The sequence below is a fragment of the Cupriavidus sp. 05N38 genome (genome assembly GCF_056397345.1).
Map to the genome: position 1 here is coordinate 259,895 of NZ_JBFTNF010000002.1, position 24,329 is coordinate 284,223.

21 protein-coding genes are annotated in these 24,329 nt (G+C 68.9%); 11 read left to right on the plus strand and 10 right to left on the minus strand.

The genetic code is table 11. The features are described from left to right. Positions 1-35: 35 nt before the first annotated feature. On the plus strand, positions 36-1,862 hold the full coding sequence (locus tag AC1DK4_RS02155; protein WP_441612011.1) for a cytochrome c biogenesis protein DipZ: 1,827 nt from the start codon (positions 36-38) through the stop codon (positions 1,860-1,862). 66 nt (positions 1,863-1,928) lie between these two features. Next, positions 1,929-2,663: a peptide-methionine (S)-S-oxide reductase MsrA gene (gene msrA, locus AC1DK4_RS02160; RefSeq protein WP_441612010.1), complete on the plus strand. Its 735-nt coding sequence runs from the start codon at positions 1,929-1,931 to the stop codon at positions 2,661-2,663. Positions 2,664-2,691: 28 nt separating this feature from the next. On the opposite strand, the gene eno is transcribed toward msrA, so the two are convergent. Next, positions 2,692-3,975 (minus strand): phosphopyruvate hydratase, encoded by a 1,284-nt coding sequence (gene eno, locus AC1DK4_RS02165; protein ID WP_441612009.1) that lies wholly within the window; start codon positions 3,973-3,975, stop codon positions 2,692-2,694. 227 nt (positions 3,976-4,202) lie between these two features. Here eno and AC1DK4_RS02170 point away from each other — a divergent pair, with 227 nt between their 5' ends. From AC1DK4_RS02170 to AC1DK4_RS02180, 3 genes are all read left to right on the plus strand, one after another. After that, entirely contained in the window at positions 4,203-5,075 is an 873-nt protein-coding gene (locus AC1DK4_RS02170; RefSeq protein WP_441612008.1) for a LysR family transcriptional regulator, read from the plus strand. A 55-nt stretch (positions 5,076-5,130) separates the two neighbouring features. Beyond that, on the plus strand, positions 5,131-5,631 hold the full coding sequence (locus AC1DK4_RS02175) for a GAF domain-containing protein (protein ID WP_441612007.1): 501 nt from the start codon (positions 5,131-5,133) through the stop codon (positions 5,629-5,631). Positions 5,632-5,704: 73 nt separating this feature from the next. After that, on the plus strand, positions 5,705-6,880 hold the full coding sequence (locus AC1DK4_RS02180; RefSeq protein WP_441612006.1) for an MFS transporter: 1,176 nt from the start codon (positions 5,705-5,707) through the stop codon (positions 6,878-6,880). Positions 6,881-7,045: 165 nt separating this feature from the next. Here the strand turns inward: AC1DK4_RS02180 and AC1DK4_RS02185 are convergent, their stop codons facing one another. Continuing rightward, entirely contained in the window at positions 7,046-8,413 is a 1,368-nt protein-coding gene (locus tag AC1DK4_RS02185; RefSeq protein ID WP_441612004.1) for an Nramp family divalent metal transporter, read from the minus strand. A gap of 410 nt (positions 8,414-8,823) precedes the next feature. Then, a complete protein-coding gene (locus AC1DK4_RS02190) occupies positions 8,824-9,645 on the minus strand; it encodes an alpha/beta fold hydrolase (RefSeq protein ID WP_441612003.1) in 822 nt (273 codons plus the stop codon). A gap of 628 nt (positions 9,646-10,273) precedes the next feature. Here AC1DK4_RS02190 and AC1DK4_RS02195 point away from each other — a divergent pair. Both AC1DK4_RS02195 and AC1DK4_RS02200 read left to right on the plus strand, forming a co-directional pair. Continuing rightward, on the plus strand, positions 10,274-11,515 hold the full coding sequence (locus AC1DK4_RS02195; protein ID WP_441612269.1) for an MFS transporter: 1,242 nt from the start codon (positions 10,274-10,276) through the stop codon (positions 11,513-11,515). An 81-nt stretch (positions 11,516-11,596) separates the two neighbouring features. Next, positions 11,597-13,063 (plus strand): dipeptidase, encoded by a 1,467-nt coding sequence (locus AC1DK4_RS02200; RefSeq protein WP_441612002.1) that lies wholly within the window; start codon positions 11,597-11,599, stop codon positions 13,061-13,063. Positions 13,064-13,085: 22 nt separating this feature from the next. Here the strand turns inward: AC1DK4_RS02200 and AC1DK4_RS02205 are convergent, their stop codons facing one another. The 5 genes from AC1DK4_RS02205 to cyoA form a co-directional block, all read right to left on the minus strand. Then, entirely contained in the window at positions 13,086-13,955 is an 870-nt protein-coding gene (locus tag AC1DK4_RS02205) for an SURF1 family protein (protein ID WP_441612268.1), read from the minus strand. Continuing rightward, positions 13,955-14,371 (minus strand): cytochrome o ubiquinol oxidase subunit IV, encoded by a 417-nt coding sequence (gene cyoD / locus AC1DK4_RS02210; protein WP_441612001.1) that lies wholly within the window; start codon positions 14,369-14,371, stop codon positions 13,955-13,957. The genes AC1DK4_RS02205 and cyoD overlap by 1 nt, the downstream gene beginning before the upstream one ends. Next, on the minus strand, positions 14,368-14,988 hold the full coding sequence (cyoC, locus tag AC1DK4_RS02215; protein WP_441612267.1) for a cytochrome o ubiquinol oxidase subunit III: 621 nt from the start codon (positions 14,986-14,988) through the stop codon (positions 14,368-14,370). The genes cyoD and cyoC overlap by 4 nt, the downstream gene beginning before the upstream one ends. A gap of 28 nt (positions 14,989-15,016) precedes the next feature. Further along, a complete protein-coding gene (gene cyoB, locus AC1DK4_RS02220; protein WP_441643121.1) occupies positions 15,017-17,017 on the minus strand; it encodes a cytochrome o ubiquinol oxidase subunit I in 2,001 nt (666 codons plus the stop codon). 71 nt (positions 17,018-17,088) lie between these two features. After that, complete coding sequence (gene cyoA / locus AC1DK4_RS02225) at positions 17,089-18,114, minus strand: ubiquinol oxidase subunit II (RefSeq protein ID WP_441611998.1); 1,026 nt, start codon at positions 18,112-18,114, stop codon at positions 17,089-17,091. Between the two features lie 193 nt (positions 18,115-18,307). Between cyoA and AC1DK4_RS02230 the strand changes: the two genes are divergently transcribed. Continuing rightward, the gene (locus AC1DK4_RS02230; RefSeq protein ID WP_441612266.1) at positions 18,308-19,630 is read left to right on the plus strand and encodes an MFS transporter; all 1,323 of its coding nucleotides are present in this window, start codon (positions 18,308-18,310) and stop codon (positions 19,628-19,630) included. A gap of 39 nt (positions 19,631-19,669) precedes the next feature. On the opposite strand, the gene AC1DK4_RS02235 is transcribed toward AC1DK4_RS02230, so the two are convergent. After that, positions 19,670-20,821 carry a CoA transferase gene (locus AC1DK4_RS02235; protein WP_441611997.1) on the minus strand — a complete coding sequence of 384 codons (1,152 nt, stop codon included), beginning with the start codon at positions 20,819-20,821 and terminating at the stop codon, positions 19,670-19,672. A gap of 8 nt (positions 20,822-20,829) precedes the next feature. Continuing rightward, positions 20,830-21,834: a tripartite tricarboxylate transporter substrate binding protein gene (locus AC1DK4_RS02240; protein WP_441611996.1), complete on the minus strand. Its 1,005-nt coding sequence runs from the start codon at positions 21,832-21,834 to the stop codon at positions 20,830-20,832. A 91-nt stretch (positions 21,835-21,925) separates the two neighbouring features. Here AC1DK4_RS02240 and AC1DK4_RS02245 point away from each other — a divergent pair, with 91 nt between their 5' ends. From AC1DK4_RS02245 to AC1DK4_RS02255, 3 genes are all read left to right on the plus strand, one after another. Then, a complete protein-coding gene (locus AC1DK4_RS02245) occupies positions 21,926-22,921 on the plus strand; it encodes a LysR family transcriptional regulator (protein WP_441611995.1) in 996 nt (331 codons plus the stop codon). 124 nt (positions 22,922-23,045) lie between these two features. Continuing rightward, entirely contained in the window at positions 23,046-23,747 is a 702-nt protein-coding gene (locus AC1DK4_RS02250) for a YceH family protein (protein ID WP_441611994.1), read from the plus strand. Positions 23,748-23,775: 28 nt separating this feature from the next. After that, on the plus strand, positions 23,776-24,279 hold the full coding sequence (locus tag AC1DK4_RS02255) for a GyrI-like domain-containing protein (protein WP_441611993.1): 504 nt from the start codon (positions 23,776-23,778) through the stop codon (positions 24,277-24,279). Positions 24,280-24,329: the final 50 nt, after the last annotated feature.

The window sequence follows — 24,329 nt, forward strand, 5'->3', positions numbered from 1 at the left end:
CCGCGCCCGGCAGACAACCATACCAAGACAACGCCATGCTCCTTATCGTACTCGCCTACCTGGGCGGCGCGCTCACCATCCTGAGCCCGTGCATCCTGCCCGTGCTCCCGTTCGTGTTCTCGCGCGCGGACCAGCCCTTCGTGCGCAGCGGCCTGCCACTGCTGGCCGGGATGGCGCTGACCTTCGCCGGCGTGGCCACGCTGGCGGCGGTGGGCGGCGGCTGGGTGGCGCAGGCCAACCAGTACGGCCGCTGGCTGGCCATCGCCCTGCTTGCCGTGTTCGGCCTGACGCTGCTGCTGCCGCGCCTGGCTGAGCGCCTCATGCATCCGCTGGTGAGCGCGGGCAGCCGTCTCTCCGCCTTCGCGCAAGCCGACGGGCAGGTGCGGCCTGGCTCCTCCTTCCTGCTCGGCATCGCCACCGGCCTGCTGTGGGCGCCGTGCGCGGGCCCCATCCTCGGCCTGGTGCTGACCGGTGCCGCGCTGCGCGGCGCCAGCGTGGGCACCACCTTGCTGCTGGTGGCCTATGCCGCCGGCGCCGCCACCTCGCTGGCGGTGGCCCTGCTGATCGGCGGGCGCGTGTTCACCGCGATGAAGCGCTCGCTGGGCGCCGGCGAATGGGTGCGGCGCGGCATCGGCGCGGCCATGCTGGCCGGCGTCGCCGCGATCGCGCTGGGGCTGGACACGGGTGTGCTGGCGCGGGTCTCGACGGTCGCCACCGGCGGCATCGAGCAGCACCTGCTGGACCGCCTGGGAGGCAATGCCGCGAACGCCACGCCCACGCCTGCCGCGGCCAGTGGCACGACAGAGGCCAATGGCGACGGCCCGGCCATGATGGCGGCATCCGGCTCGATGATGCGCGCCGTCAATGCCGGCGCCCCCGCCGCGCTGCCGGTCGAAGGCCAGCTGCCCGCGCTGGCCGGCGCGGTGCAGTGGCTGAACTCGCCGCCGCTCACCGCCGAAGGCCTGCGCGGCAAGGTGGTGCTGGTGGATTTCTGGACCTACTCCTGCATCAACTGCCTGCGTGCCCTGCCTTATGTGAAAGCATGGGCGCAGAAATACCGTGACCAGGGCCTGGTGGTGATCGGCGTGCACGCGCCGGAATTTGCCTTCGAACGCAATGTGGACAATGTGCAGAAGGCCGTGCGTGACCTCGGCATCGACTACCCGGTGGCGGTCGACAATAACTACGCGATCTGGCGCGCCTTCAACAACCAGTACTGGCCGGCGCACTATTTCATCGATGCCAGGGGCCAGATCCGCTTCCACCATTTCGGCGAAGGCGAATACGCCCACTCCGAGCAGGTGATCCAGCAACTGCTGGCCGAGGCCGGCCACGCCGGCGCGGCCAAGGTTGCCACCGGCCTGGGCACGGCCACGGAGCAGGGCGTGCAGATGGCCTCCGACAACGCCGACGTGCAGTCAGGCGAGACCTACCTCGGCTACGAGCGCGCGGAGAACTTTGCCTCGCCGGGCGGCCAGGCGCAGGACAAGGTCCGCAGCTATGCGGCACCGGCCACGCCCGCGCTCAATGACTGGGCCCTGGCCGGCAACTGGAAAGTCGGCGCGGAGCACGCCACGCTCGAGAGCAAGGACGGACGCATCGTCTACCGCTTCCATGCCCGCGACCTGCACCTCGTGCTGGGCCCGGGCAAGGACGGCAAGCCGGTACGTTTCCGCGTCAGCATCGACGGCGCAGCCCCTGGCGACGCGCACGGCACCGACGTGGATGCCGACGGCAGCGGCACCGTCACCGGACAGCGCCTGTACCAGCTCGTGCGCCAGGCCGGCAAGATCGCGGACCACACCTTCGCCATCGAATTCCTTGACCCCGGCGTGGAGGCCTATGCCTTCACCTTCGGCTGATCTTCCGCGGCACGCATCCACGCAACGCCGCCTCACTTCATTGCAGCTATCCAAGGACAGGCAATCATGAGCATCCAATCGACAACCCTCTTCTCCCGGCTGACGCGCTCGAGCGCCGCCAGGATCGCCGGCGCGGCCATGGTGGCGGTGAGCCTGCTGGCATGGCAGAGCGCCAATTCGGCCGAGCAGGCCGTCAAGATCCCGCCGCCCGCGCAGGACGAAAAGAACGCGGCGCAAACCGAGACCGCGGTCTTCGCCGGCGGCTGCTTCTGGGGCGTGCAGGGCGTATTCCAGCATGTCCGCGGCGTCAAGCAGGTCACCTCGGGCTATGCCGGCGGCGCGGCGAACACCGCGCAGTACGAAGCCGTAAGCGGCGGCGACACGGGACACGCGGAATCGGTGCAGGTCACCTTCGATCCGTCGCAGGTCAGCTACGGCCGCCTGCTGCAGGTCTTCTTCTCGGTGGCGCACAACCCGACCCAGCTCAACTTCCAGGGCCCTGACCACGGCACGCAATACCGCTCGGCCGTGTTCCCGCTCACGGCCGAGCAGCGCAGCGTGGCGCAGGCCTATATCGCGCAGCTCGGCAAGGCGCATGTCTTCTCCGGCCCGATCGTCACCCGCGTGGAAGACTACAAGGCCTTCTACCCGGCCGAGGCCTACCACCAGAATTTCCTCACGCGGCATCCGGCCCACCCGTACATCGTCGTCAACGACCTGCCCAAGATCGGCTACCTCAAGGAGATCTTCCCCGACCTGTACCGCAACGACCCGGTGCTGCTGAAGGTGGCGGGCACCTGATGCGCCCCTGATCCGCGGCGCCGCCCGCTCAGCCTGCTGGCTTGACGACGGCGGCGCCCGCATAGCGCGCCCGCGCGCCCAGCGCGCGCTCGATGCGGATCAGCCGGTTGTACTTGGCGGTGCGGTCCGAGCGCGAGACCGAGCCGGTCTTGATCTGTCCGCAGCCGGTCGCCACCGCCAGGTCGGCGATGCTGGTGTCCTCGGTCTCGCCGGAACGATGCGACATCACCGCGGCATAGCCGGCCGCGTGCGCCACGTCCACGGTGTCCAGCGTCTCGCTCAGGGTGCCGATCTGGTTGGCCTTGACCAGGATCGAATTGGCGATCCCTTGCTCGATGCCTAACCGCAGCAGCGCGGGGTTGGTGCAGAACACATCGTCGCCCACCAGCTGGCACCGGCGCCCGAGCCGCGCCGTCAGCAGCTGCCACCCGTGCGCGTCATCCTCGGCCATGCCGTCCTCGATGGAGACGATGGGGTAGCGCGACACCAGAGCGGCCAGGTAGTCCACCTGGGCCTCCGCGCTGCGCGTCACGCCCTCGCCGCGATAGACGTAGCTGCCGTTCTCGTGGAACTCGCTGGCGGCGGGGTCGATGGCCAGCACCACGTCCGTGCCGGCGCGGTAGCCGGCGCGCTCCACCGCGCGCAGGATGAACGCCAGCGCCTCGTCGGCGCAGCGCAGGTCCGGCGCGAAGCCGCCCTCGTCACCCACATTGGTGTTGAAGCCCGCCGCCTTCAGGTCCACCCGCAACGTATGGAAGATCTCCGATGCCATGCGCACGCCTTCGGCAAAGCCCGGCGCGCCCACCGGCATGATCATGAATTCCTGGAAATCGATGGCGTTGTCCGCGTGCGCGCCGCCGTTGATGATGTTGATCATCGGCACCGGCAGCACGACCGCTTGCGCCCCGCCAAGGTGGGCGAACAGCGTGGTGCCGCCCGAAGCCGCCGCCGCATGCGCCACCGCCAGCGACACGCCCAGCAATGCGTTGGCGCCGAGCCTGCCCTTGTCCGGCGTGCCGTCCAGTTCGATCATGATGCCGTCCACCCGCCGCTGGTCGCGCGCGTCCACGCCAGCCAGCGCGGCGCGCAGCCCGGTGTTCACGGCCGCAACCGCGCGGCTGACGCCCCTGCCGAGATAGCGCGCGGGATCGCCATCGCGCAACTCCACCGCCTCGCGCGCACCGGTGGATGCGCCCGACGGCACCGTGGCCCGGCCCACCGCGCCATCGGCCAGCGTGACCTCCACCTCCACGGTGGGATTGCCGCGGCTGTCCAGCACTTCATATCCCTGCACCTGCCTGATCTCGCTCATCCTGCCGCTCCGTTTGCTCGCTTGAAAACGCTTCCCGTCGCCGCGCCTTCGTGAATATTCTTCACGCCGAAGGCAATCCGCCCTGCGGGAAAGATTTCCTGTCCCGGCCACGACGCGCTTGACGTAGGGAATAGTAGAGCCCGCTCGCCGTCGGCAAAACCGAGTTATTCTTCCGGCTTCGTCAGTTTTTTGCACATTTGCGCATCTGCAGCGAAGGAAGGATCGCCATGCGGACCCTGCCCCCGATGTCCACGCTGCGCGCCTTCGAGGCCACCGCGCGCACCGGCTCCATTACCCGCGCCGCCGAGGAGCTTTGCCGCACGCACGGCGCGGTCAGCCGGCAATTGCGGCAATTGCAGGAGCACGCGGGCACCGCGCTGTTCGAGAAGGACGGCACCGGCGTGCGCCTCAACGAGCGTGGCCAGGCCATGTACGACGTGGTGCGCGCCGTGTTCGACCAGCTCGAACAGGGCTATGGCCGCCTGCTGGACCAGGCGCGCGGGCCAAGCCTGCATGTGGCCTGCAGCGCCACCTTCGCCATGCGCTGGCTGGTGCCGCACATGGTGGACTTCTATCGCCTGCGGTCCGATATCCGCATCCGGCTGTCCATGACCTCCGCCCGCGAAATGCGCACCGAAGGGGCCGACGTGGTGATTGCCTGGGATCTCAGTTCGTACGCGGAGGCTGATCGCAAGCGCGCGCTGTACCTGGCGCCGGTGGCCTTCGGGCCGGTGTGCGCACCGGCGTACGCGGGCTCGGTGCGCAACGGCGTGCGCATCGCGCATGACTTCACCTCCAGCGCCTGGGACCAGTGGCAGGCACTGTCCGGCAAGCCGGTCGCGCGCGGTGGCGAGCTGACCTTCCCGCATACCCACCTGTGCATCGAGGCGGCGCTCTCGGGCGCCGGCGTGGCGCTGGTCGAGCAGCGCCTGATCCGCAAGGAACTGCGGGACGGGCAACTCGTTGCGCCGCACGGCTTCGTGCGCTTCCAGGGCGGGCTGATGGCGTTGCCGGCCGCCCGCGAACTGCCCGCCGATACCGAAGTGTTCATCGGCTGGCTGCGGCAGACGCTGGCCGGCGAAGCAGGGCTGCCTGCCTAGGACGCAGGAGTGAGACAATGGAGGCCGCATTCTCCTGCTGTCACTGGAATCCGCCATGTTCGAACTTTCCACCGGCCCCGCCCCGCAGTCCAAGGCCGCGCAATACCAGGAGCTGGCCGCGCAGGCCCGCTCGCTGCTGGCCGGCGAGACCGACCGCATCGCCAACGCCGCCAACTTCTCGGCGCTGGTCTACCACTCGCTGCCGGACCTGAACTGGGCGGGTTTCTATTTCCACGACGGCACGGAACTGGTGGTCGGGCCGTTCCAGGGCAAGCCGGCCTGCGTGCGCATCGCCCTGGGCCGGGGCGTGTGCGGCACCGCCGCGCAGACCCGCGCCACCCAGGTCGTGCCTGACGTGCATGCGTTCCCGGGGCATATCGCCTGCGATGCCGCCTCGCAATCGGAAGTCGTGGTGCCGCTCATCGCCGCCGACGGCAGCCTGATCGGCGTGTGGGACGTGGACAGCCCCGTGGCCGGACGCTTCGACGACGAAGACGCCGCCGGCATGGAAGCCCTGTGCAAGGTGTTCGTGGAACTGGGCTGGCCGCGCGGCTGACCAGCCGCGCCGGCGCGGCGGGCGGTACGGGCCGCGCCATCACCAATAACAAGAACCTCTCCGGCATCCACCCGTGACCACCGCCTTTGGCGCCCGCCGCGCCGTCGCTTCGTTCTACCTCTACTACATCGCGCTGTATGCGCCCGTCGCCATCGCCATCAGCTTTTTTCCGCTGTGGATCCGCGCGCAGGGCCTGGACGAACAGCAGACCGGGCTGGTGATGGCGCTCGGCGCCGCGCTGGCCGTGCTGGTCAATCCGGCGGTGGGCGCCATCGCCGACCAGTATCGCAGCCGCAAGGCCATCCTGCTGGCACTGGTGGGCGGCTCGGTCCTCAGCGCCGGGCTGCTGTTCAGCGCCGAGGGCTTCGTCGGCGTGCTGCTGGTGTTCCTGGCGACCAAGGCGTTCTCGGCCAGCCTGATTCCCCTGAGCGAATCGATGGCGCTGGCGGGCGTGCCGCGCTATGGCTTCGATTTCGGGCGGCTGCGCAGCGCGGGCTCGATGTCGGTGGTGGCAGTGTCGGTGGCGCTGGGCTGGCTGGTGGACCGCGCCGGCACCGGGGTGATCGCGGTGGCCTTCCTGGTGGCGTACCTCGGGCAAGGGATGCTTGCGCTGATGCTGCCCAACGACAGCGTGGCCGTGCGCCACGCGGTGAAGGCGCCGCTGTTGCAGGTATTGCAAGTGCCCGGTTTTTCCCTGTTCCTGGCCAGCGCGGCGGTATCGCAGGCGTGCCACGGCTTCTTCTACAGCTACAGCGCGCTCTACTGGAAGAGCGTGGGATTCTCCGCCTCGACCATCGGCTACCTGTGGGCGCTGGGCGTGCTGGCCGAGATCACGGCGTTCGCCTTCGGCTCGCTGCTGGCGGCGCGCATCTCGGCGCCGGCGCTGATCGCGCTGGCCTGCGCGGCGGGCATCCTGCGCTGGTCGCTGATCGGACTGGCGCCGACGCCCGGGGTGGCCATGCTGGCTCAGCTGCTGCAAGGGGCCACCCTCGGCTTTACCCAGCTTGGCGCGGCCCAGTATGTTCGCACGCGGGTGCCGGCGCCGGTGCTCTCCAGCGGCACCGGCCTGTATTCCGCCTGTGCCGGCTTGCTGACGGCGGCCAGCGTGTTCCTGGGGAGCTACCTGTTCGCCCGCGTGGGCGGGCGCGCCTTCCTGCTGACGGCCGTGCTGTGCGTGCTCGGCCTGGGCGCCGCGCTGGCCCTGCAGGCACAGGAAGCGCGCCGGGCGAAAGTGCCGGGCCTGCGCTAATTCCGGCAAGCCAGGGTCGGTCGGCGGATCTGACCCTCTCCGCGCGGGAACGCCGCCGCGACATGGGCCCGAATGGCCAGGCCAGAGAGGCCCGAACCTCGCGGCCCGCCGTCACCAGGCCATCACGCAGCCCGCTGAGGCGCCGGCGAAAAGACAGCAACGTCGTTACGCCACCAGCCCCTGCCAGAGCAGCGCGCCGTTGAGGAACAGGATCACGCCGGCGCTCAGCCAGGCCAGCGCCAGGGGCACGCCGCGCACGCGCCACGCGCCCATCAGCTCGCGGCTGGAGCCGAACAGGATCAGCGGCACCACCGCGAGCGGCAGGCTCAGGCTCAGCACCACCTGGCTGGCCACCAGCAGCTCGGCCGAGCCGTGCTGGCCGAACACGCCGACCGCCGCCAGCGCCGGCACGATGGCCAGGCCGCGCGTGAGCAGCGCGCGCCGGGTGCGGGAGATGCGCAGCTTGAGGAAGCCTTCCATCACCGCCTGGCCGGCCAGCGTGCCGGTCAGCGTGGAATTGAGGCCGCATGCCAGCAGCGCGCCGGCGAACAACAGGCTGGCCCAGTTCGAGTGGAGCAGCGGGTCCAGCAGGCGGTGGGCATCGGCCAGGTCGGTGACCTCGGTCCTGCCGCTGGCGTGGAACACGGCCGCCGCCAGGATCAGCAGTGCGGCGTTGATGAGAAAGGCGAAGGCCAGCGAGCCGAAGGTGTCCAGGTTGACGCCGCGCAGCGCGGCGGCCACGTCCGGCGTGCCGGCCTGGGGCACAGGCGCCGTCCTTGCCTGCGCCGCCTGCGGGCCAGGCCCGAACTTGCGCACCAGCGCCGAATGCAGGTAGAGGTTGTGCGGCATCACGGTGGCGCCCACGATCCCCGCGGCCAGCCACAGCATGCCCGCGTCGCGCACCAGTTGCGCCGAGGGCGCGAAGCCGCCCGCTACCGCCGCCCAGTCGGGCTGCGCCATGGCCAGCTGCGCGGCGAAGCACAACGCCACCATCAGTATCAGGGCGGCCACCAGCGCTTCGAGCGTGCGCCGGCCCTGGCGCTGCACGGCCAGCATCGCCACCGTGCCGACTGCCGAGAGCAGCACGCCTACCCACAGGTTCACATGCAGCAGCAATTGCAGCGCCACGGCGGTGCCGACCACTTCGGCCACGTCGCAGGCGATGATGGCGATCTCGCTGGCAATCCACAGCCCGATCACCGTGCGCCGCCCGAAGCGTTCGCGGCTCAGCTGCGCCAGGTCGCGCCCGGTGACCACGCCGATGCGCGCCGCGATCCACTGCAGGAGCATGGCAACGACACTGGCCGCGGCCACCACCGCGAGCAAGCCATAACCGTACTTGGCGCCGCCGGAAATCGCGGTAGCCCAGTTGCCCGGGTCCATGTAGCCGACCGCCACCAGGGCGCCGGCGCCGAGGAAAGCCAGGCGCCGCGGCTGGGCAGCCTGCGCGGACGGGGCCGGCCGCGTTGCTTCGACCGCGGCGAGCGGGGCGGGCGGGCCGGGCAGGGTGAGCTGGTCGAGAGGCGGTGGCATGGCTGGTGCTCGGGTGATACAGCGTGAAGCCGGCGGCCCGCGAATGGTGGTGCCGCGCGACGGATGATTCATTGTCGGCAATACGATGAGGAGCCGCCAATTGTAAATGCCAATCACTCTCATTTGCCGAATGAAATGTGCGGCAAATAACGCGCGTAAAGTGCGTCATGGGATTCTTTGAGCGGTCGCCATACGACCCGCCAGTCCGACACGACAGCATCCGGCGCCATGGATCATGCCGATGCGCCATCCGTGCGCAGTTGGACCACCGGCGCCGTGCCACAGCGGCCGCGCCGCGAATGCCCCGCGGCCGCATGCCGGCAGCCCGGCGTGCCGGTCATGGACGAGCAGTTGCCGGGCCTTGCCTGTGCCTATTGCCTGTGCCTATTGCCTGTGCCTATTGCCTGTACCTATTGCCTGATAAAGGCGAGCAGGTCTTCGTTGATGATGTCCGGGTGGGTGGTGCACATGCCGTGCGGGAAGCCCTTGTAGACCTTGAGGGTGCCGTTGCGGACCAGCTTGATGGACAGCAGCGCCGCATCGGCGATGGGCACGATCTGGTCGTCATCGCCGTGCATGATCAGGACCGGCACTTCGATCTGCTTGAGGTCTTCGGTGAAATCCGTCTCGGAGAACGCCTTGATGCAGTCGTAGTGGGCCTTTGTCCCGCCCATCATGCCCTGGCGCCACCAGTTCTCCTTGATGCCTTCCGAAACCGCCGCACCGTCGCGGTTATAGCCATAGAAGGGAATCGGCACATCCTTGTAGAACTGGGCGCGGTTGGCGGCGACCTGGGCGCGGAAGCCGTCGAATACCTCGAGCGGCAGGCCACCGGGATTGGCGTCGCTCTTGACCATGATGGGCGGTACCGCGCCGATCAGCACCGCCTTGGCGACACGGCCGGTGCCGTGCCTGGCCACGTAGCGGGCGACTTCGCCGCCACCGGTGGAATGGCCGACATGCACGGCGTTGCGCAGGTCGAGGTGGGCCGCCAGCGCCGCCACGTCGGCTGCGTAGGTGTCCATGTCATTACCCGTCGCGGTCTGGGTGGAGCGGCCGTGCCCGCGGCGATCGTGCGCGATCACGCGGTATCCCCTGGACAGGAAGAAGAGCATCTGTGCATCCCAGTCGTCGGCGCTGAGCGGCCAGCCATGATGGAACACGACAGGCTGGCCCGTGCCCCAGTCCTTGTAGTAGATCTTGGTTCCGTCCCTGGTGGTGATGGTGTTCATGAGATGACTCCTTGCGGCGGGGTCATGCCGGCTGCGCGAGGAAGGCGGACCCCTGCGTTCATGGCGACCGACGTGCTGCGGCCGGCGAGAGTGACATCGTGGACAACCTTAGGAGAATAGACGGCGAAACCGGCCGGCGCGAGGCCGGCCTGCACGGGGAACGCTCCGGCACTGTCCTGTGCCGCTCCCGCACCGAAGCCGGCCGCCCTACTGCTTGCGCGGCACCAGCAGCAGTGCGCCCTCCGGCTGCCCGTAGTAGCGCCGGCCGCTGCCTGCGCCGGGACCGGGAGGCTTTGGGCGCGCCGCGCCGGTAATCGAACAAATAGAAGCACTGAAACGGCGCAAGCCCGGCCGCGCCCGCCGCACCGGGCGAGAGGCGGCGTAGAATTGGCCGCTTCCGGGCCTCGCCGCCGCGGTCGCGGGCCCGGGCCCTGCGGGAGGCTGCGCACAAGAAAGAGGCGCTATCGAGAACAGGCGAAGCGGTCCTGGCCAGACGCGCGGCTGCGGACAGTGCGCCAGGTACGGCAAGACCGCGCACCGACGCCAGGATCCCTTCGATAGATAGTGCCGCCAGAAAAACGGACCTGGTTCCATCGTGAAGAAATCCCAAGCCGCGCATGGCGGCGAGTTGTCGGCGCAATTGCACGCTTCCCCGGACACATCGAATCCCTCCAGCCGCGCGCTGCACGGCATCCTGCTGCTGACGTTCGCCTTTGCGCTCAGCCAGTTCTACCGCAGTTGCCTTGCCGTGATGGCGCCGGAACTCCAGCACGACTTCGGGCTTTCGGCCGCCGGCTTCGGCACCCTGTCCTCGAGCTTCTTCCTGGCCTTCGCGGTGGCGCAGATCCCGTGTGGCATTGCCTTTGACCGCTACGGCGTGGGCAGGCCCACCGCCTTGCTGCTGGCCATCGGCGCGGTGTCTTCCCTGCTGTTCATCGTGGCGCCGAACGGCACCGTGGCCATGCTTGCGCAGGCAGGCCTGGGCCTGGCCTGCGCGCCGGTATTCATGGGGCTGCTGCATTTCGCCTCGGAGCAGTTGTCCGAGCGGGACTACACGCGCGTGGTCAGCAAATCCAACGCGACCGGCATGATCGGCGCGCTGTGTGCCACGGCGCCGCTGGGATGGGCCTCGCAGTGGCTCGGCTGGCGCGTGGCGATGGCCTTTGCGGCCCTGTGCATGGGGGCCGCCTGCTACGGCGTATGGCGCTTCGTGCGCGACGAAGGGCATGTCGAGGCGCGCAACACGCCATGGGGCTCGATGCTGCTGCAAAGCGCCCGGCTGCTGGGCCTTGCCCCCTTGTGGACGCTGATCCCGCTGTGCGTGGCGATGGCCGCCGGCACCGCCTTCCGCAATGCCTGGAGCGGCCCCTACCTGGCCAGCGTCTACCACCTGCAGGCCGGTCCGCGCGGCGTGGCGCTGACGCTGCTGAGCCTGGCCGGTTTCGCCACCGCGTTCTTCCTGCCGGTGCTGGTGCGCCACAGCACGCTCAAGGCCACCATCGGCGGCTGGTCCTGCTTCGCGCTGGCGGGGGCGGTGCTCCTGGCCATCTGGCCCGATAGCGGCGTGGCGTCGGGCGTGGCCATGATGGCCTTGTTGTCCACCATCGGCATGCTGCATCCGCTGGTCATGGCGCAGGGCCGCGGCCTGATCCCGCCGGCGGCGCGCGGGCGCGGCCTGGGCCTGCTCAACACCTTTGTCTTCCTCGGTTCCGCGCTGACGTCCTGGGGCTACGGCATGATCGCCAGCCTGGGCGATGCCGCGCACTGGCCGGTGTCGCGTACCTACGCGGCCATCTTCCTCGCGGCAGGGGTGCTGGTGGCGGCGGCCGTGGTGGTGTATCTGTTCAGCCCGCCGGCGGAGAAAAGCTGAAGCGTGACCGGCGCGTGGCGGCTATCGGCTATCCTCCATAACGCAGCAGGCGCGACTTGCACCGCACACCAGGGGGCCCCGATGCAGATGGACTGGAAGACGATCCGGAACGGCAGTGCCGATGCGCACGACGGCGCAACGGTGGAACTCAGCGGCTGGATGATCCCCCTCGATGCCGGGGCGGGCTGTGCCGACTACTTCCTGCTGGCGGCCGAATCTCCCTGTTGCGGCGGCTGCGTGCCGCGCGATCCGCTGGCCTGCGTCGAGGTCTATGCGGCGCAGCCTGTCCCCTTGCCAGCGCAGGCGGCCAGCCTGCGCGGCCGGCTGGTCCGCCTGCGGGACGATCCTGCCGGATGGCGCTACCAGCTGGTGGACGCCCGGCCCCTGACGGCGCCCGCGGCGGGCACGGCGGCTACGATGAGCCGACGCGTATTCCTGGCATCCGGCGCGGCGCTCGGGCTGGCGGCCTGCGCGCCGGGACGGTTCGCGGGCTATACCGAAAGCCCGCAGGAGGCCGAGAGCGGAGCCGGCGGCGCGCAGCCCGAGGAGGCCCCGATCAAGTGGAAGCCGGCCGCGGATGCCATGACGATCGACATGCACAGCCACGCGGGCCGCGTGATCGTCTCGCGCGACCCCGCCATCGGCGCCAGGCGGCCGTTCCTGCCGCTGGCCGCGCCGATGCGCGCCGGCGGCATGAACGTGATCTGCCTGGCCATCGTCACCGACACCACGGTGACGCGCGTCTCCGCCAACCGCACCCGCTTCGAAGCCTGGCGCACGCCGCAGGAGGGCGAGCTGTATGCGCTGGGCCGCACCGAATTCGCGCGCGCCCACGAACTGGTCGCGCGCGAGCAGATGCAGGTGGTCACCAGCGCGGCCACGCTGGCGGCGCAGGGCCACGCCGGGCCGTGCGCGATCATCGCGGCGGAAGGCGCGGATTTTCTCGAAGGCCGGCTGGACCGCGTGGACGAGGCCTTCAACCTGCACCAGTTGCGCCACTTGCAGCTCACGCACTACCGCATCAACGAGCTCGGCGACATCCAGACCGAAACCCCGGTGCACGGGGGCCTCACGGACTTCGGCGCGGCGGTGGTGCGGCGCTGCAATGCGCTGGGGATCGTGGTGGACGTGGCGCACGGCACCTATGACCTGGTCAAGCGCGCGGCGGCGGCATCCAGCAAGCCGCTGGTCATCTCGCATTCCGCGCTGGCTGCCCGCCCCGGCGCGCGCAGCCGGCTGATCTCTCCTGACCATGCGCGCGCGATCGCCGCCACCGGCGGCGTGATCGGCGTGTGGCCGAGTTCCGGCACGTTCCACACCCTCCAGGCGATGGCCGAGGGCATCAAGCGCATGGCCGACGTGGTGGGCGTGGAGCACGTCGGCCTGGGCACCGACATGCTCGGCTTTATCTCGCCGCCGGTGTTCACCGGCTACGAGCAACTGCCGTCGCTGGGCGACGCGCTGGTCGCCGCCGGCTTCACGCAGGACGAGACGGGCATGATCCTGGGCGGCAACTACCGCCGGGTGTTCGAGGCCTGCGTCGGCTAGCGCCGGCGCTGCCGCATCACGCTCACGATCCCTTGCGCCGCCGGTACTCCTGCCGGCCGACGAGGAACGCGCCCAGCGCCACCATCAGGGCCAGCCCATACCAGGTGATGGCATAGCCGAGGTGGCTGTTGTGGAAGGAAATCACGGTCAGCCCGCCAACCGGCCACACGCGCTGGGCGCCCTGCTGCTGCGGCACCGTGCCTTCGGGATCGGCCGCGGCGGCATTGACGGCAACGTTGGCGGCAGGCGAGCCGCCGGCCGCCGCGTCGGCATCGATGAAGTACGGCGCCACGTCCTGCAGGCCGCGCGCGGCGGCAATCGCCGGCACATCGCGGTTGTACCAGCGATTGGCCGCCGGGTCGTTGTGGCGCAGGAAGGCGTCGCCGGCCTCGCTCATGCGCAGCAGCCCGGTGACGGTGGTCTCGCCGGCCGGATCGTACTGGCTGCGCGTGGTCCGGTCGGCGCGCTCGGGCGACACGAAGCCGCGGTTGACCAGCACCACGCTGCCGTCCGCGGTGCGCAGCGGGGTGATCACCCAGAAGCCGCCGCCCAGGTCCGTCACCGCCTGGACCAGCGTTTCGCGGTCGTTGAGGAAAGTGCCGGACACGCGCACGTGCTTGTATTCGTCGGTGGCCGCGGCGACCTGCGGCCACTGCGCGCGACCGGGCGCCGCGACGGGCGGGGCATGCACGCGCGAGTTGACGCGCTCGATCAGGTCTAGCTTCCAGGCGCGGCGCTGGACCTGCCAGGTGCCGAGCCCGACCAGGACGGAAAAGGCGAAGGCGGCCAGGACGGCGAAGACGACGAGCGCGGCGATGCCACGTCGGGGAGCGGGTTGCGGATGGCGCGCGGCGCCGGCATTTTGCTGTTGCTGGGGGTGTCGGGGAGCGATCAAGGTAGGTTCTTCGTGTCGTGCATAGCCGGCATCATATTCTGATCCAGGTGGAACATCACCCAGAGCGAGCCGCTCAGCGCGATCACGACGAGCACGATGGTGAAGATCAGCGCCAGCATGGTCCACCCACCCTCGGATTTGAAGTTCATGTGCAGGAAGTAGATCATGTGCACGACGATCTGCACGGCGGCGCAGGCAAGCAGCACCAGCGCGGTGGTGCTGGACTTGTCGAACACCTTCGCCATCACCAGCCAGAACGGGATGGCGGTCAGGATGACGGCGAGCACGAAGCCCGTCATGTAGCCGCCGAAGGTGGCGTGCATGGCGTCGTCGCCATGGCCGTCGTGGCCATGGTGCCCGTCGTGGCCGTGCGCGCCGCCGCCGCCCGCCATCGTGTTGTCATGCGCGTTCATGGCAGCGCTCCCATCAGGTAGACGAAGGTGAACACCCCGATCCAGACCACGTCCAGGAAGTGCCAGAACATGGACAGGCACATCAGGCGGCGCCGGTTCTCCGGGATCAGCCCGCGCTGGCCGACCTGCACCATCAGCGTGATGAGCCATACGATGCCCACCGTCACGTGCAGGCCGTGCGTGCCGACCAGCGTGAAGAACGAGGACAGGAAGGCGCTGCGCTGCGGCCCCGCGCCCTCGTGGACCAGGTGCGCGAACTCATACAGCTCGAGCCCGAGGAAGCACGCGCCCAGCAGGCCGGTGATGGCCAGCCAGAGCTGCGTCTGGCTCACCCTGGAGCGCTGCATCTCCAGCATGGCGAAGCCATAGGTGATGGACGACAGCAGCAGGAAGGTGGTGTTGAGCGCCACCAGCGGCAGCTCGAACAGCTCCGCCCCGGTGGGTCCGCCGGCATAGTGCCGTCCCACCACGCCGTACACGGCGAACAGGCTGGCGAAGATGAGACAGTCGCTCATCAGGTAGAGCCAGAAGCCGAGCAGGGTGCCGTTCTGGGCATGCACCTCGGCGGTCTCGTAGAAGCGCAGTTGCGCCGCGCGCGGGGCTTCCGGCGCGCTCATGCGTTCCGGGCCGTAGGGAGTGGCGATATCAACCATGGCTGGCAAGCAGGCGCGAGCGCTCTGCCTCCGTGTGGACGACGGTATCGGCCGGGATGTAGTAGTCGCGCTTGTAGTTGAAGGTGTGCCCGATCGCGACCACCAGAAGGGTGACGAAGGTCAGCACCACGATCAGCCACATATGCCAGATCAGCGCAAAGCCCAGCAGCGTGCTCAGCCCCGCGAGAATGATGCCCGCGCTGGTGTTCTTCGGCATGTGGATGGGGATGAAGCCCTGCTGCGGGCGCTCGTAGCCGAGCTGCTTCATCTGCCACCAGGCATCGTTGTCGTGGATCACGGGCGTGAAGGCGAAGTTGTAGGCCGGCGGCGGCGAGGAAGTGGACCACTCCAGCGTGCGGCCGTTCCACGGGTCGCCGGTGGTGTCGCGCAGCGCTTCGCGGCGGCGGAAGCTGACGAACAGCTGGATCAGGAAGCAGCCGATGCCGCAGGCGATCAGCAGCGCGCCGAAGGCCGCGGCCTGGAACCAGATCTGCAGCGAGGCATCCTGGAAATGGTTCATGCGCCGGGTCACGCCCATCAGGCCGAGCACGTACAGCGGCATGAAGGCGACGTAGAAGCCGACCAGCCAGAACCAGAACGAGCACTTGCCCCAGAACGGGTCGAGCTTGAAGCCGAAGGCCTTGGGGAACCAGTAGCTGATCCCGGCCATCAGCCCGAACAGCACGCCGCCGATGATGACGTTGTGGAAGTGGGCGATCAGGAACAGGCTGTTGTGCAGCACGAAGTCGGCCGGCGGCACCGCCAGCAGCACGCCGGTCATGCCGCCGATCACGAAGGTCACCATGAAGCCGACCGTCCACAGCATCGGCACCTCGAAGCGGATGCGCCCGTGGTACATGGTGAACAGCCAGTTGAAGATCTTCGCCCCGGTCGGGATCGAGATGATCATGGTGGTGATGCCGAAGAACGAGTTGACGCTTGCCCCCGATCCCATGGTGAAGAAATGGTGCAGCCAGACCAGGTAGGACAGCACCGTGATCACCACCGTGGCGTACACCATCGACGCGTAGCCGAACAGGCGCTTGCCGCAGAAGGTGGACACCACCTCCGAGAAGATGCCGAAGGCGGGCAGCACCAGGATGTAGACCTCGGGGTGGCCCCAGATCCAGATCAGGTTGATATACATCATGGCGTTGCCGCCGAGGTCCGCCGTGAAGAAGTTGGTGCCGGTGTAGCGATCCAGCGCCAGCAGCGCCAGCACGGCGGTGAGCACCGGGAAGGCGGCGATGATCAGCACGTTGGTGCACAGCGAGGTCCAGGTGAAGATCGGCATCTTCATCAGCGTCATGCCGGGCGCGCGCATCTTGACGATGGTCACCAGCAGGTTGATGCCCGACAGCAGCGTGCCCAGCCCCGCCACCTGCAGCGACCATATGTAGTAGTCCACGCCCACGTCCGGGCTTTGCAGGATGCCGGACAGCGGCGGATAGGCCAGCCAGCCGGTGCGCGCGAACTCGCCGACGAACAGCGACATCATCACCAGCACGGCGCCGCCCACCGTCATCCAGAAACTGAAGTTGTTGAGGAAGGGGAAGGCCACGTCGCGCGCGCCGATCTGCAGCGGCACGACGAAGTTCATGAAGCCGGTGACCAGCGGCATGGCCACGAAGAAGATCATGATCACGCCGTGCGCGGTGAAGATCTGGTCGTAGTGATGCGGAGGCAGGTAGCCCAGCGTGTCGCCGAAGGCAACGGACTGCTGCAGCCGCATCATGACCGCATCGGCGAAGCCGCGCAGCAGCATGACGATGCCGAGCACGATATACATGATGCCGATCTTCTTGTGGTCGATGCTGGTGAACCACTCATGCCACAGGTAGCCCCAGGCGCGGAAGTAGGTCAGCGCGCCGACCAGCGCCAGCCCGCCGATCGCCACCGCCGCGAAGGTGGCCAGCAGGATGGGCTCGTGGTAGGGAATCGCCTCCCAGGTCAGGCGGCCGAATACCAACTGGGTCAGGTCGTGCTCGGGCATTGTCATCACCAGGCCCGCAGGGGCGTTGTTGCAGGATTCTTCTTCGGCGGGCGCGCCATGGCGTCAGCGCGTCACCGCGGCTGCGTTTTCGCCGGGCCCGCGCCGGTGGGATCGCCGGCGGTGCAGATCGCGCCAAGGGTCTCGCCGGAGCGCGTCAGCGACGCCAGGGCGTACCCCGAGGCGGGCCCCTGCTGCTCGCGGCGGGCATGCTTCGCGCTGTCGGGCATCATGTCCTTGATGCACGGCTTGCCCGCTTCCACGCAGCGGTTCAGGATGGCGCCATACAGGGCCGGGTCCACGCTGGCATAGCGGCGCACCGGTTCGCGCTCGCTGGGCTGCTCGAGCTTGAGGTAGGCATCCCGCGTGAGCGCGCCGCCGCCGGCCTTGGCTGCCTTGACCCAGCGGTCGAATTCCTCGTTGCTGACGCCGTGGAACTTGAAGTACATGCCGGAGAAGCCCGCGCCGCTGTAGTTGGCGGAGATGCCTTCGTACACGCCGGGCGCGTTGATCACGGCATGAAGCTTGGTCTCCATGCCCGGCATGGCATAGACCTGCCCGGCCAGCGCGGGAATGAAGAAGGAGTTCATCACCGTGGCGGCCGTGAGCTTGAAGCGGATGGGCTGGTCCACCGGCGCCACCAGTTCGTTGACCGTGGCAATGCCTTGGTCCGGATACAGGAACAGCCACTTCCAGTCCAGCGCCACCACTTCGACGGTGAGCGGTTCCAGGCCGGTGGGCACGCCGCGCTCGGCGTCGATGCGGGACAGGGGCTGGTACGGGTCGAGCTTGTGCGTGCTGACCCAGGTGATCGCGCCCAGCGCGATGATGATGAGCAGCGGCGCGGACCAGATCACCAGTTCCAGCAAGGTGGAATGGTCCCAGTCCGGTTCGTAGGTGGCTGCGCGGTTGGAGGCGCGGTAGCGCCAGGCGAACAGCAGCGTCAGGATGATCACCGGCACGATGATCAGCAGCATCAGGCCGGTTGAGATGATGATTAAATCACGCTGCCGGACCGCAAGGTCACCCGACGGGGCCAGCAGCACGGCATTGCAACCTGTCAACAGCAAGGCAGCCGAAAGTAGCAAGATCCCGCGCATGACGTAGCGGGATGGCACTATCCGATTACGCAAATGCATAGCCGTCCAAGTGATCGTTGGAACGCCGGTGGGCTGGCATGGGCACCATCATACTGCTAGAACTAAACTTTCGAGAACTGCATATTTTCCTATGGCACTGTAGTCAAAGAAGTGCCATTCTTAAAGGAGTGTGGCACTACGACAAGGCCTGATGATGTCCGGCATCACTCAACAGCACGACCCGTCGTCAGCACCCTCGGCCCGTGAGGCCGCGCACCACGCCCATGTCGCGCCCGGCGAGATCGCCACGGGGGTGGTCATCGGCAGGGCTTCCGAATACTTCGATTTCTTCGTCTACGGCATCGCCTCGGTGCTGGTCTTCCCGGCGGTATTCTTCCCCTTCGTCGGGCGCCTCGAAGGCCTGTTGCTTTCCTTCACCGTTTTCTCCTTCGCGTTTATCGCGCGCCCCTTCGGCACCACGCTGTTCATGGTGATACAGCGGCGCTGGGGCCGCGGTGTCAAGCTCACCGCCGCCCTGTTCGCGCTCGGCACGGCGACGGCCGGCATCGCCTTCCTGCCCGGCTACGACACCCTCGGGCGCGAGTCCATCATCCTGCTGGCGTTCTTCCGCATCCTCCAGGGCATCGGCTTCGGCGGCTCGTGGGATGGCCTGCCTTCGCTGCTGGCGCTCAACGCGCCGCCGCAGCGGCGCGGCTGGTATTCGATGATGGGCCAGCTCGGCGCGCCGATCGGCTTCCTGATCGCGGGATCGCTGTTCCTGTTCCTGCGCGCGAACCTGGAGATCGAGGAATTCCTCGAATGGGGCTGGCGCTATCCGTTCTACGTGGCCTTCGCCATCAACGTGGTGGCGCTGTTCGCGCGGCTGCGCCTGGTGGTGACGCAGGAGTACACGGAACTCCTCGACGAAGGCGAGCTGGAGCCGATCAGCCCCATCGAGATCGCGCGTGACCAGGGCTACAACCTCTTCCTCGGCGCCTTCGCCGCGCTGGCGAGCTATGCGTTGTTCCACCTGGTGACGGTGTTCCCGCTGTCGTGGGTGGCCTTGCATGGCACGCAGGATGTCAACGACGTGCTGGTCGTGCAGATCATCGGCGCGGGCATCGCCATGCTGGGCACCATTGCCTCGGGGGTGATCGCCGACCGCATCGGCCGGCGCACCACGCTCGGGCTGATGGCCACGCTGATCGCCATCTTCAGCCTGTTCGCGCCGTTCCTGATGGGCGGCGGCGCGGGGCGGCAGGATATCTTCATCCTGGTCGGCTTCGGGTTGCTGGGGCTGTCCTACGGGCAGGCCGCGGGCGCGGTCACCTCGAACTTCGAAAGGCGCTTCCGCTATACCGGCGCGGCGCTCACCTCGGACTTCGCGTGGCTGTTCGGTGCCGCCTTCGCGCCGCTGGTGGCGCTGGGGCTGTCGGTCGAATTCGGCCTGGTGGCCGTGAGCGTCTACCTGCTGTCCGGCGCCGCGTGCACGCTGCTGGCACTGCGCGTCAACCGCTCGCTCGCCTCGCGCGACTGACGGCCGGGGCCGCCCCCCAGCCACCATGCCTGCGCGCAGCTACTGCTGAACCCGGAATCCCAGCCCGGGCGACAATACGGTCGTCTCGCCATCGCGCAGCTCGACCGTCGACAGCGCGCCGTTCGACATCGATTCCCTGGCGAACTCGGCGATATTGCGCACGCGCGCGGCCGGCACGCCACAGGCGCTCAGCCGCGCTTCGACTTGCACCGCATCCGCATCGGCCAGCACCGCGCATAGCGCCGCCTTGAGCGCGGCCGGATCGCGCGAGCGTACGAACGCCGGCAGGCCGTCGCGTTGCAGCGGCGGGTCGAACAGCGCCGGATCGCAGGCCAGGTGCCCGAGTTCGAGCGCTTCGAGCAATGCCAGCAATTGCCCCGGCGTGTTCGCCCCGATCGCCAGCCAGCCGTCCCGCGTGCGGAAGAAATCCGCCGACGGGCTGCCCGAGTATCCCTGGTTGCCCACGCGCGGCGGCGTCGTGCCGCGCGTGAGCGCGTCGCAGCTCATCGGGTACATCAGCTGCATGCCCGCGCTGGCCATCGAGATATCGAGCAGCATGCCGCGGCCCGTGCGTTCGCTCTCGCGCACGCCCGCGAGGATGGCGAACGCCGCCAGCAGCCCCGTGGCGGAATCGATGACGGGAAAGCCGGTCTTGATGGGCGGATCGCCCTCGCTGCCCGCCATGCAGGCCATGCCGGTGGCCGCCTGCACCACGTGATCGTAGGCCGGCCTGCCACTCCACCCTGTCGCGCCGCGCCCGAATCCGGAGATGCTGCAATAGACCACGCGCGGATTGAGCGCGCGCACGGCCTCGAAGCCCAGGCCGAAACGCTCGAGCACGCCGGGCCGCAGGTTGTCGACGAACACATCGCAGCGGGCGGCGCGCGCCAGCGCCTCGCGCTTGCCCGCCTCGCTGGCGAGGTCGAGGCTGAGCGATGCCTTGCCCGCGTTGAGCGCGACGAAGGCCTCGCGACCGCGCTCGGTGCGGCGCATGACATCGCCGCCGTTGGTGTTCTCCACCTTGGTCACGTCGGCCCCGAGACGGGCCAGCAGGAAGGTGGCGAAGGGGCCCGCGATGACGTGCGAAAAGTCGAGTACGCCGATGCCGGCGAGCGGGGTGAAACCGGTGCCGGCGGTGCTGGAATTGGCGGAATTGCTGGAATTGCCGGAATTGCTGGTGGTGTCGGGCATGTCTGGTCTCACTGGAGGGTGATGCGGTTCTTGTCGATCACCTGCCGCATGCGTGCGGTTTCCTCGGCGACCAGGCGGGAGAACGATGCAGGCGTGGGGCTCGGCTCGACGCTCGCGCCGGTGTCCACGTAGAAGCGCCGCAGGCCGGGATCCGCGAGCGCGCGCAGCGTCGCCGCGTGCAGGCGCGCCACCAGCGGCGCGGGAAGGCCCGCTGGCGCCCAGATGCCGGTCCATGCATCGAGCGCGAGATCGCCACGGCCCAGCGCTTCATTCAGCGTGGGCACCTGCGGCAGGGCCGCGCTGCGCTGCGCCGAGGTCAGCGCGAGCGCGCGCACCTTGCCGTTGGCGATCTGCGGCACCGCGGTGGTCGCCACCGGAAAGCCGAACTGCGTATCGCCCTTGACCAGCGACGGCACGATCTCCACCGAGCCCTTGTAGGGGATGTGGAGCACGTCGATGCCGGTGGCCGCCGCGAACGCCGCGCCGCAGATATGCGCGGCCGAGCCGACGCCGCCCGAAGCGTAGTTCAGCGTGCCCGGCGCGCGCCGCGCGGCGGCGACGAGGTCCCCGACCGTGCGATAGGGCGAGGCCGCGCTGACGATCAGCACCGCCGGGCTCGAGCCCGTGCGCGTGACATGGGTGAACGCCGCCGGATCGAATTTCGCGCCCGGCTGCAGCAGCTTCTGCGCCACGTGGGTGGAGGCGCCCAGCAGCAGGGTATAGCCGTCGGGCTGCTGCTGCGCCACGAACTCCGCCGCCAGGATGCCGCCCGCGCCGACGCGGTTCTCCACCACGATGGGCCGTCCAAGCTCCCGGCCCAGCACCTCGGCCAGCTTGCGGGCCTGGATATCGGGGCCGCCGCCGGCGGCGTACGGCACCACCAGCCGCACCGGGCGGGATGGATAGCTGTCGGCGGCAAGCGCGCCGGCAGGCCTGCCGGCGGCCGCCGCGAGGGGCAGCGCCAGCAGGGACTTCAGCAGCAGGCGGCGCGGCCGGCGTGGGGGCTCTTGCATCTCGGGTCTCCTTCATGGTTTTGCCCGATTGTGGCCGTGCCGAGTCATTCTGGACAATTATCCAGATTTGAAGATCCCATCACGAATGGTTATGGCCACGATTCCCCGCAACACCGCTCCGTCCGCCGCCCAGCCCAACCGTATCGACCGCCTGCGCATCCGCCATCTGCGGCTGCTGGACCTGGTCGCGCGCTCCGGCTCGCTGACGGCCGCCGCCGGATCGCTGCATATCAGCCAGCCGGCCGTGACCAAGATGCTGCAGGAACTGGAACAGGCATTCGGCTGCACCCTGATCGAACGCACCACGCGTGGCGGCCGCCTGAGCGCCGCCGGCGAACGCGCGCTTGAACGCCTGCGCATCGCGCTGGGCGCGCTGGACGCCGCCGGCGAAGCGCTCGCCACGCGCCCGGAGCTGCCACTGGTCAGGATCGGCGTGCTGCCGCTGGTCGGTGTCAACGTGCTGCCGCGGCTGGTCGCCAAGCTCAGCCGGCAAGGCACACTGCCGCGCCTGCAGGTGCGCGAGCACACCGTCAGCGGCCTGCTCGCCATGCTCGCGCGCGGCGAACTCGACTGCGCGGTCGGGCGGCTCGGCACCGGCGACGCGGAACACGCGCAGGCGCAGGGCGCGCAAGGGCTGGACATCGCCCCGCTGTGGGACGAACACCTGGCCATCGCCTGCGCGCCCGACCATCCGCTCGCAAGGCGGCGCGAGGTCAGCCTGGCCGCGCTGCACGAAAGCCCGTGGATCCTGCCGCCGCGCGGCACCCATACACGCGAGATCTTCGAGCAGCCGTTCCTCGACGACGGACAACTGCCGCCGGTGCCGCATATCGAGTCGATGTCTTTCCACACCAGCCTGTCGATGGTCGCCGGTAGCGGCTTCCTGGCGGTGGTGCCGGACAGCGCGGCGCGGCACTACGGCGCCATGTCGATGGTGCGCAAGGTGCGCCTGCGCGCACCGTTCCCGTCCGGCCGGATGGTCTTCATCACGCCGCGCCATGCCGCGGCGGCATCATCCGCGTCCCCCGCCATCACGCCGGCCGTGGCACTGATCGCCAGGGCCCTGCGCGAAGACGCGGCGGCGTAGTACACGCGCGCATAGCCGCGGCAGGCCCGTGCGACTATCATATGCCTCGCAAACCACCCGCTCCCGGCCCGCAACGCGTATCCGCCCGCCAGGCCCGAAGCAGCCTCACCTAGCGACGCCATCCATGGACACAAACCCCGACACCCCCTCGCGCCCCCCCATGCGCGCCCTCACCCAGCTCGAGGGACGCGTGCTGGCCGTGCTGCTGGAAAAGCAGCACACCGTGCCCGACACCTACCCGCTCTCGCTCAACGCGCTTACCGCCGGCTGCAACCAGAAGACCGCGCGCGCGCCGGTGATGAACGCCAGCGAAGACGAAGTGCTTACCGCCATCGACGGCCTCAAGCGCCTGAGCCTGGTGATGGAAGGCAGCAGCAGCCGCGTGCCGCGCTTCGAGCAGAACATGAAGCGCGTGCTCAATATTCCCAGCCAGTCCGTCGCGCTGCTTGCCACGCTGCTGCTGCGCGGCCCGCAGACCGCAGCCGAGTTGCGCCTGAACAGCGCGCGCCTGCACGCCTTCGCCGATATCTCGTCGGTCGAGGTCTTCCTCGACGAACTCGCCAGCGCCGAGCCGCCGCGCGTAGTCAGGCTGGCTCGCGCGCCCGGCGGACGCGAGCACCGCTGGATGCATCTGCTGTGCGGCGAGGTCAGCGTGGACGATGCCGCCGGCGCGCAGGGCGCCACCGAGGAAGCCATCCCGCCCTCCGAGTTCGAGGCGATGAAGGCCGAGCAGAAGGAACTGGCCGGAAAGGTGGCTCGCCTGCAGGCCATGCTCGAGCAGATGGCGGGCGAACTTGGCATTACGCTCGACAAGAACGGCCTTTGACGCAGTCCCGATCGCGGAGCCCTTGCACATGACCGACCCCAAGGCAGCAGACCTTTCCCAGCCACGCTTCGAAACCGGCCGCCCTCTGCTGATCGCAGGCCAGGCAGGACGCTTCACGCTGGAGACCAACGGCGGCATCCCGGCACTCTGGCAGCGCTTCATTCCGCAGATCGGCAAGGTGCCGGGCCAGGTGGGCTACGTGACCTACGGCGTTTGCTGCAATCCGGACGGACACGGCGGCTTTGAATACATTGCCGGCGTGGAAGTGGGCAGCCTGGACGGCCTGCAGGAGGCGTACCGCTGCATCGAGCTCGCGGCGCAGCACTACGCGGTGTTCACGCATGCGGGGCCGCTTTCGACGCTGGTCCAGACCTGCCTGGCAATCTGGCAGAAGTGGCTGCCAGCGTCCGGACTGGAGACGGCATGCGCACCGGACTTCGAGCGCTACAGCGCGGATTTCGATCCGGCCGCGGGCACCGGCGTGGTGGAGGTCTGGGTGCCGCTCAAAGCGCGGCCGGCGGCGGCGGCCTGACCCGCGGATGCGCGGCGCGCGCCCTCGGGTCCTGCTGCCTCCTTGCCCCT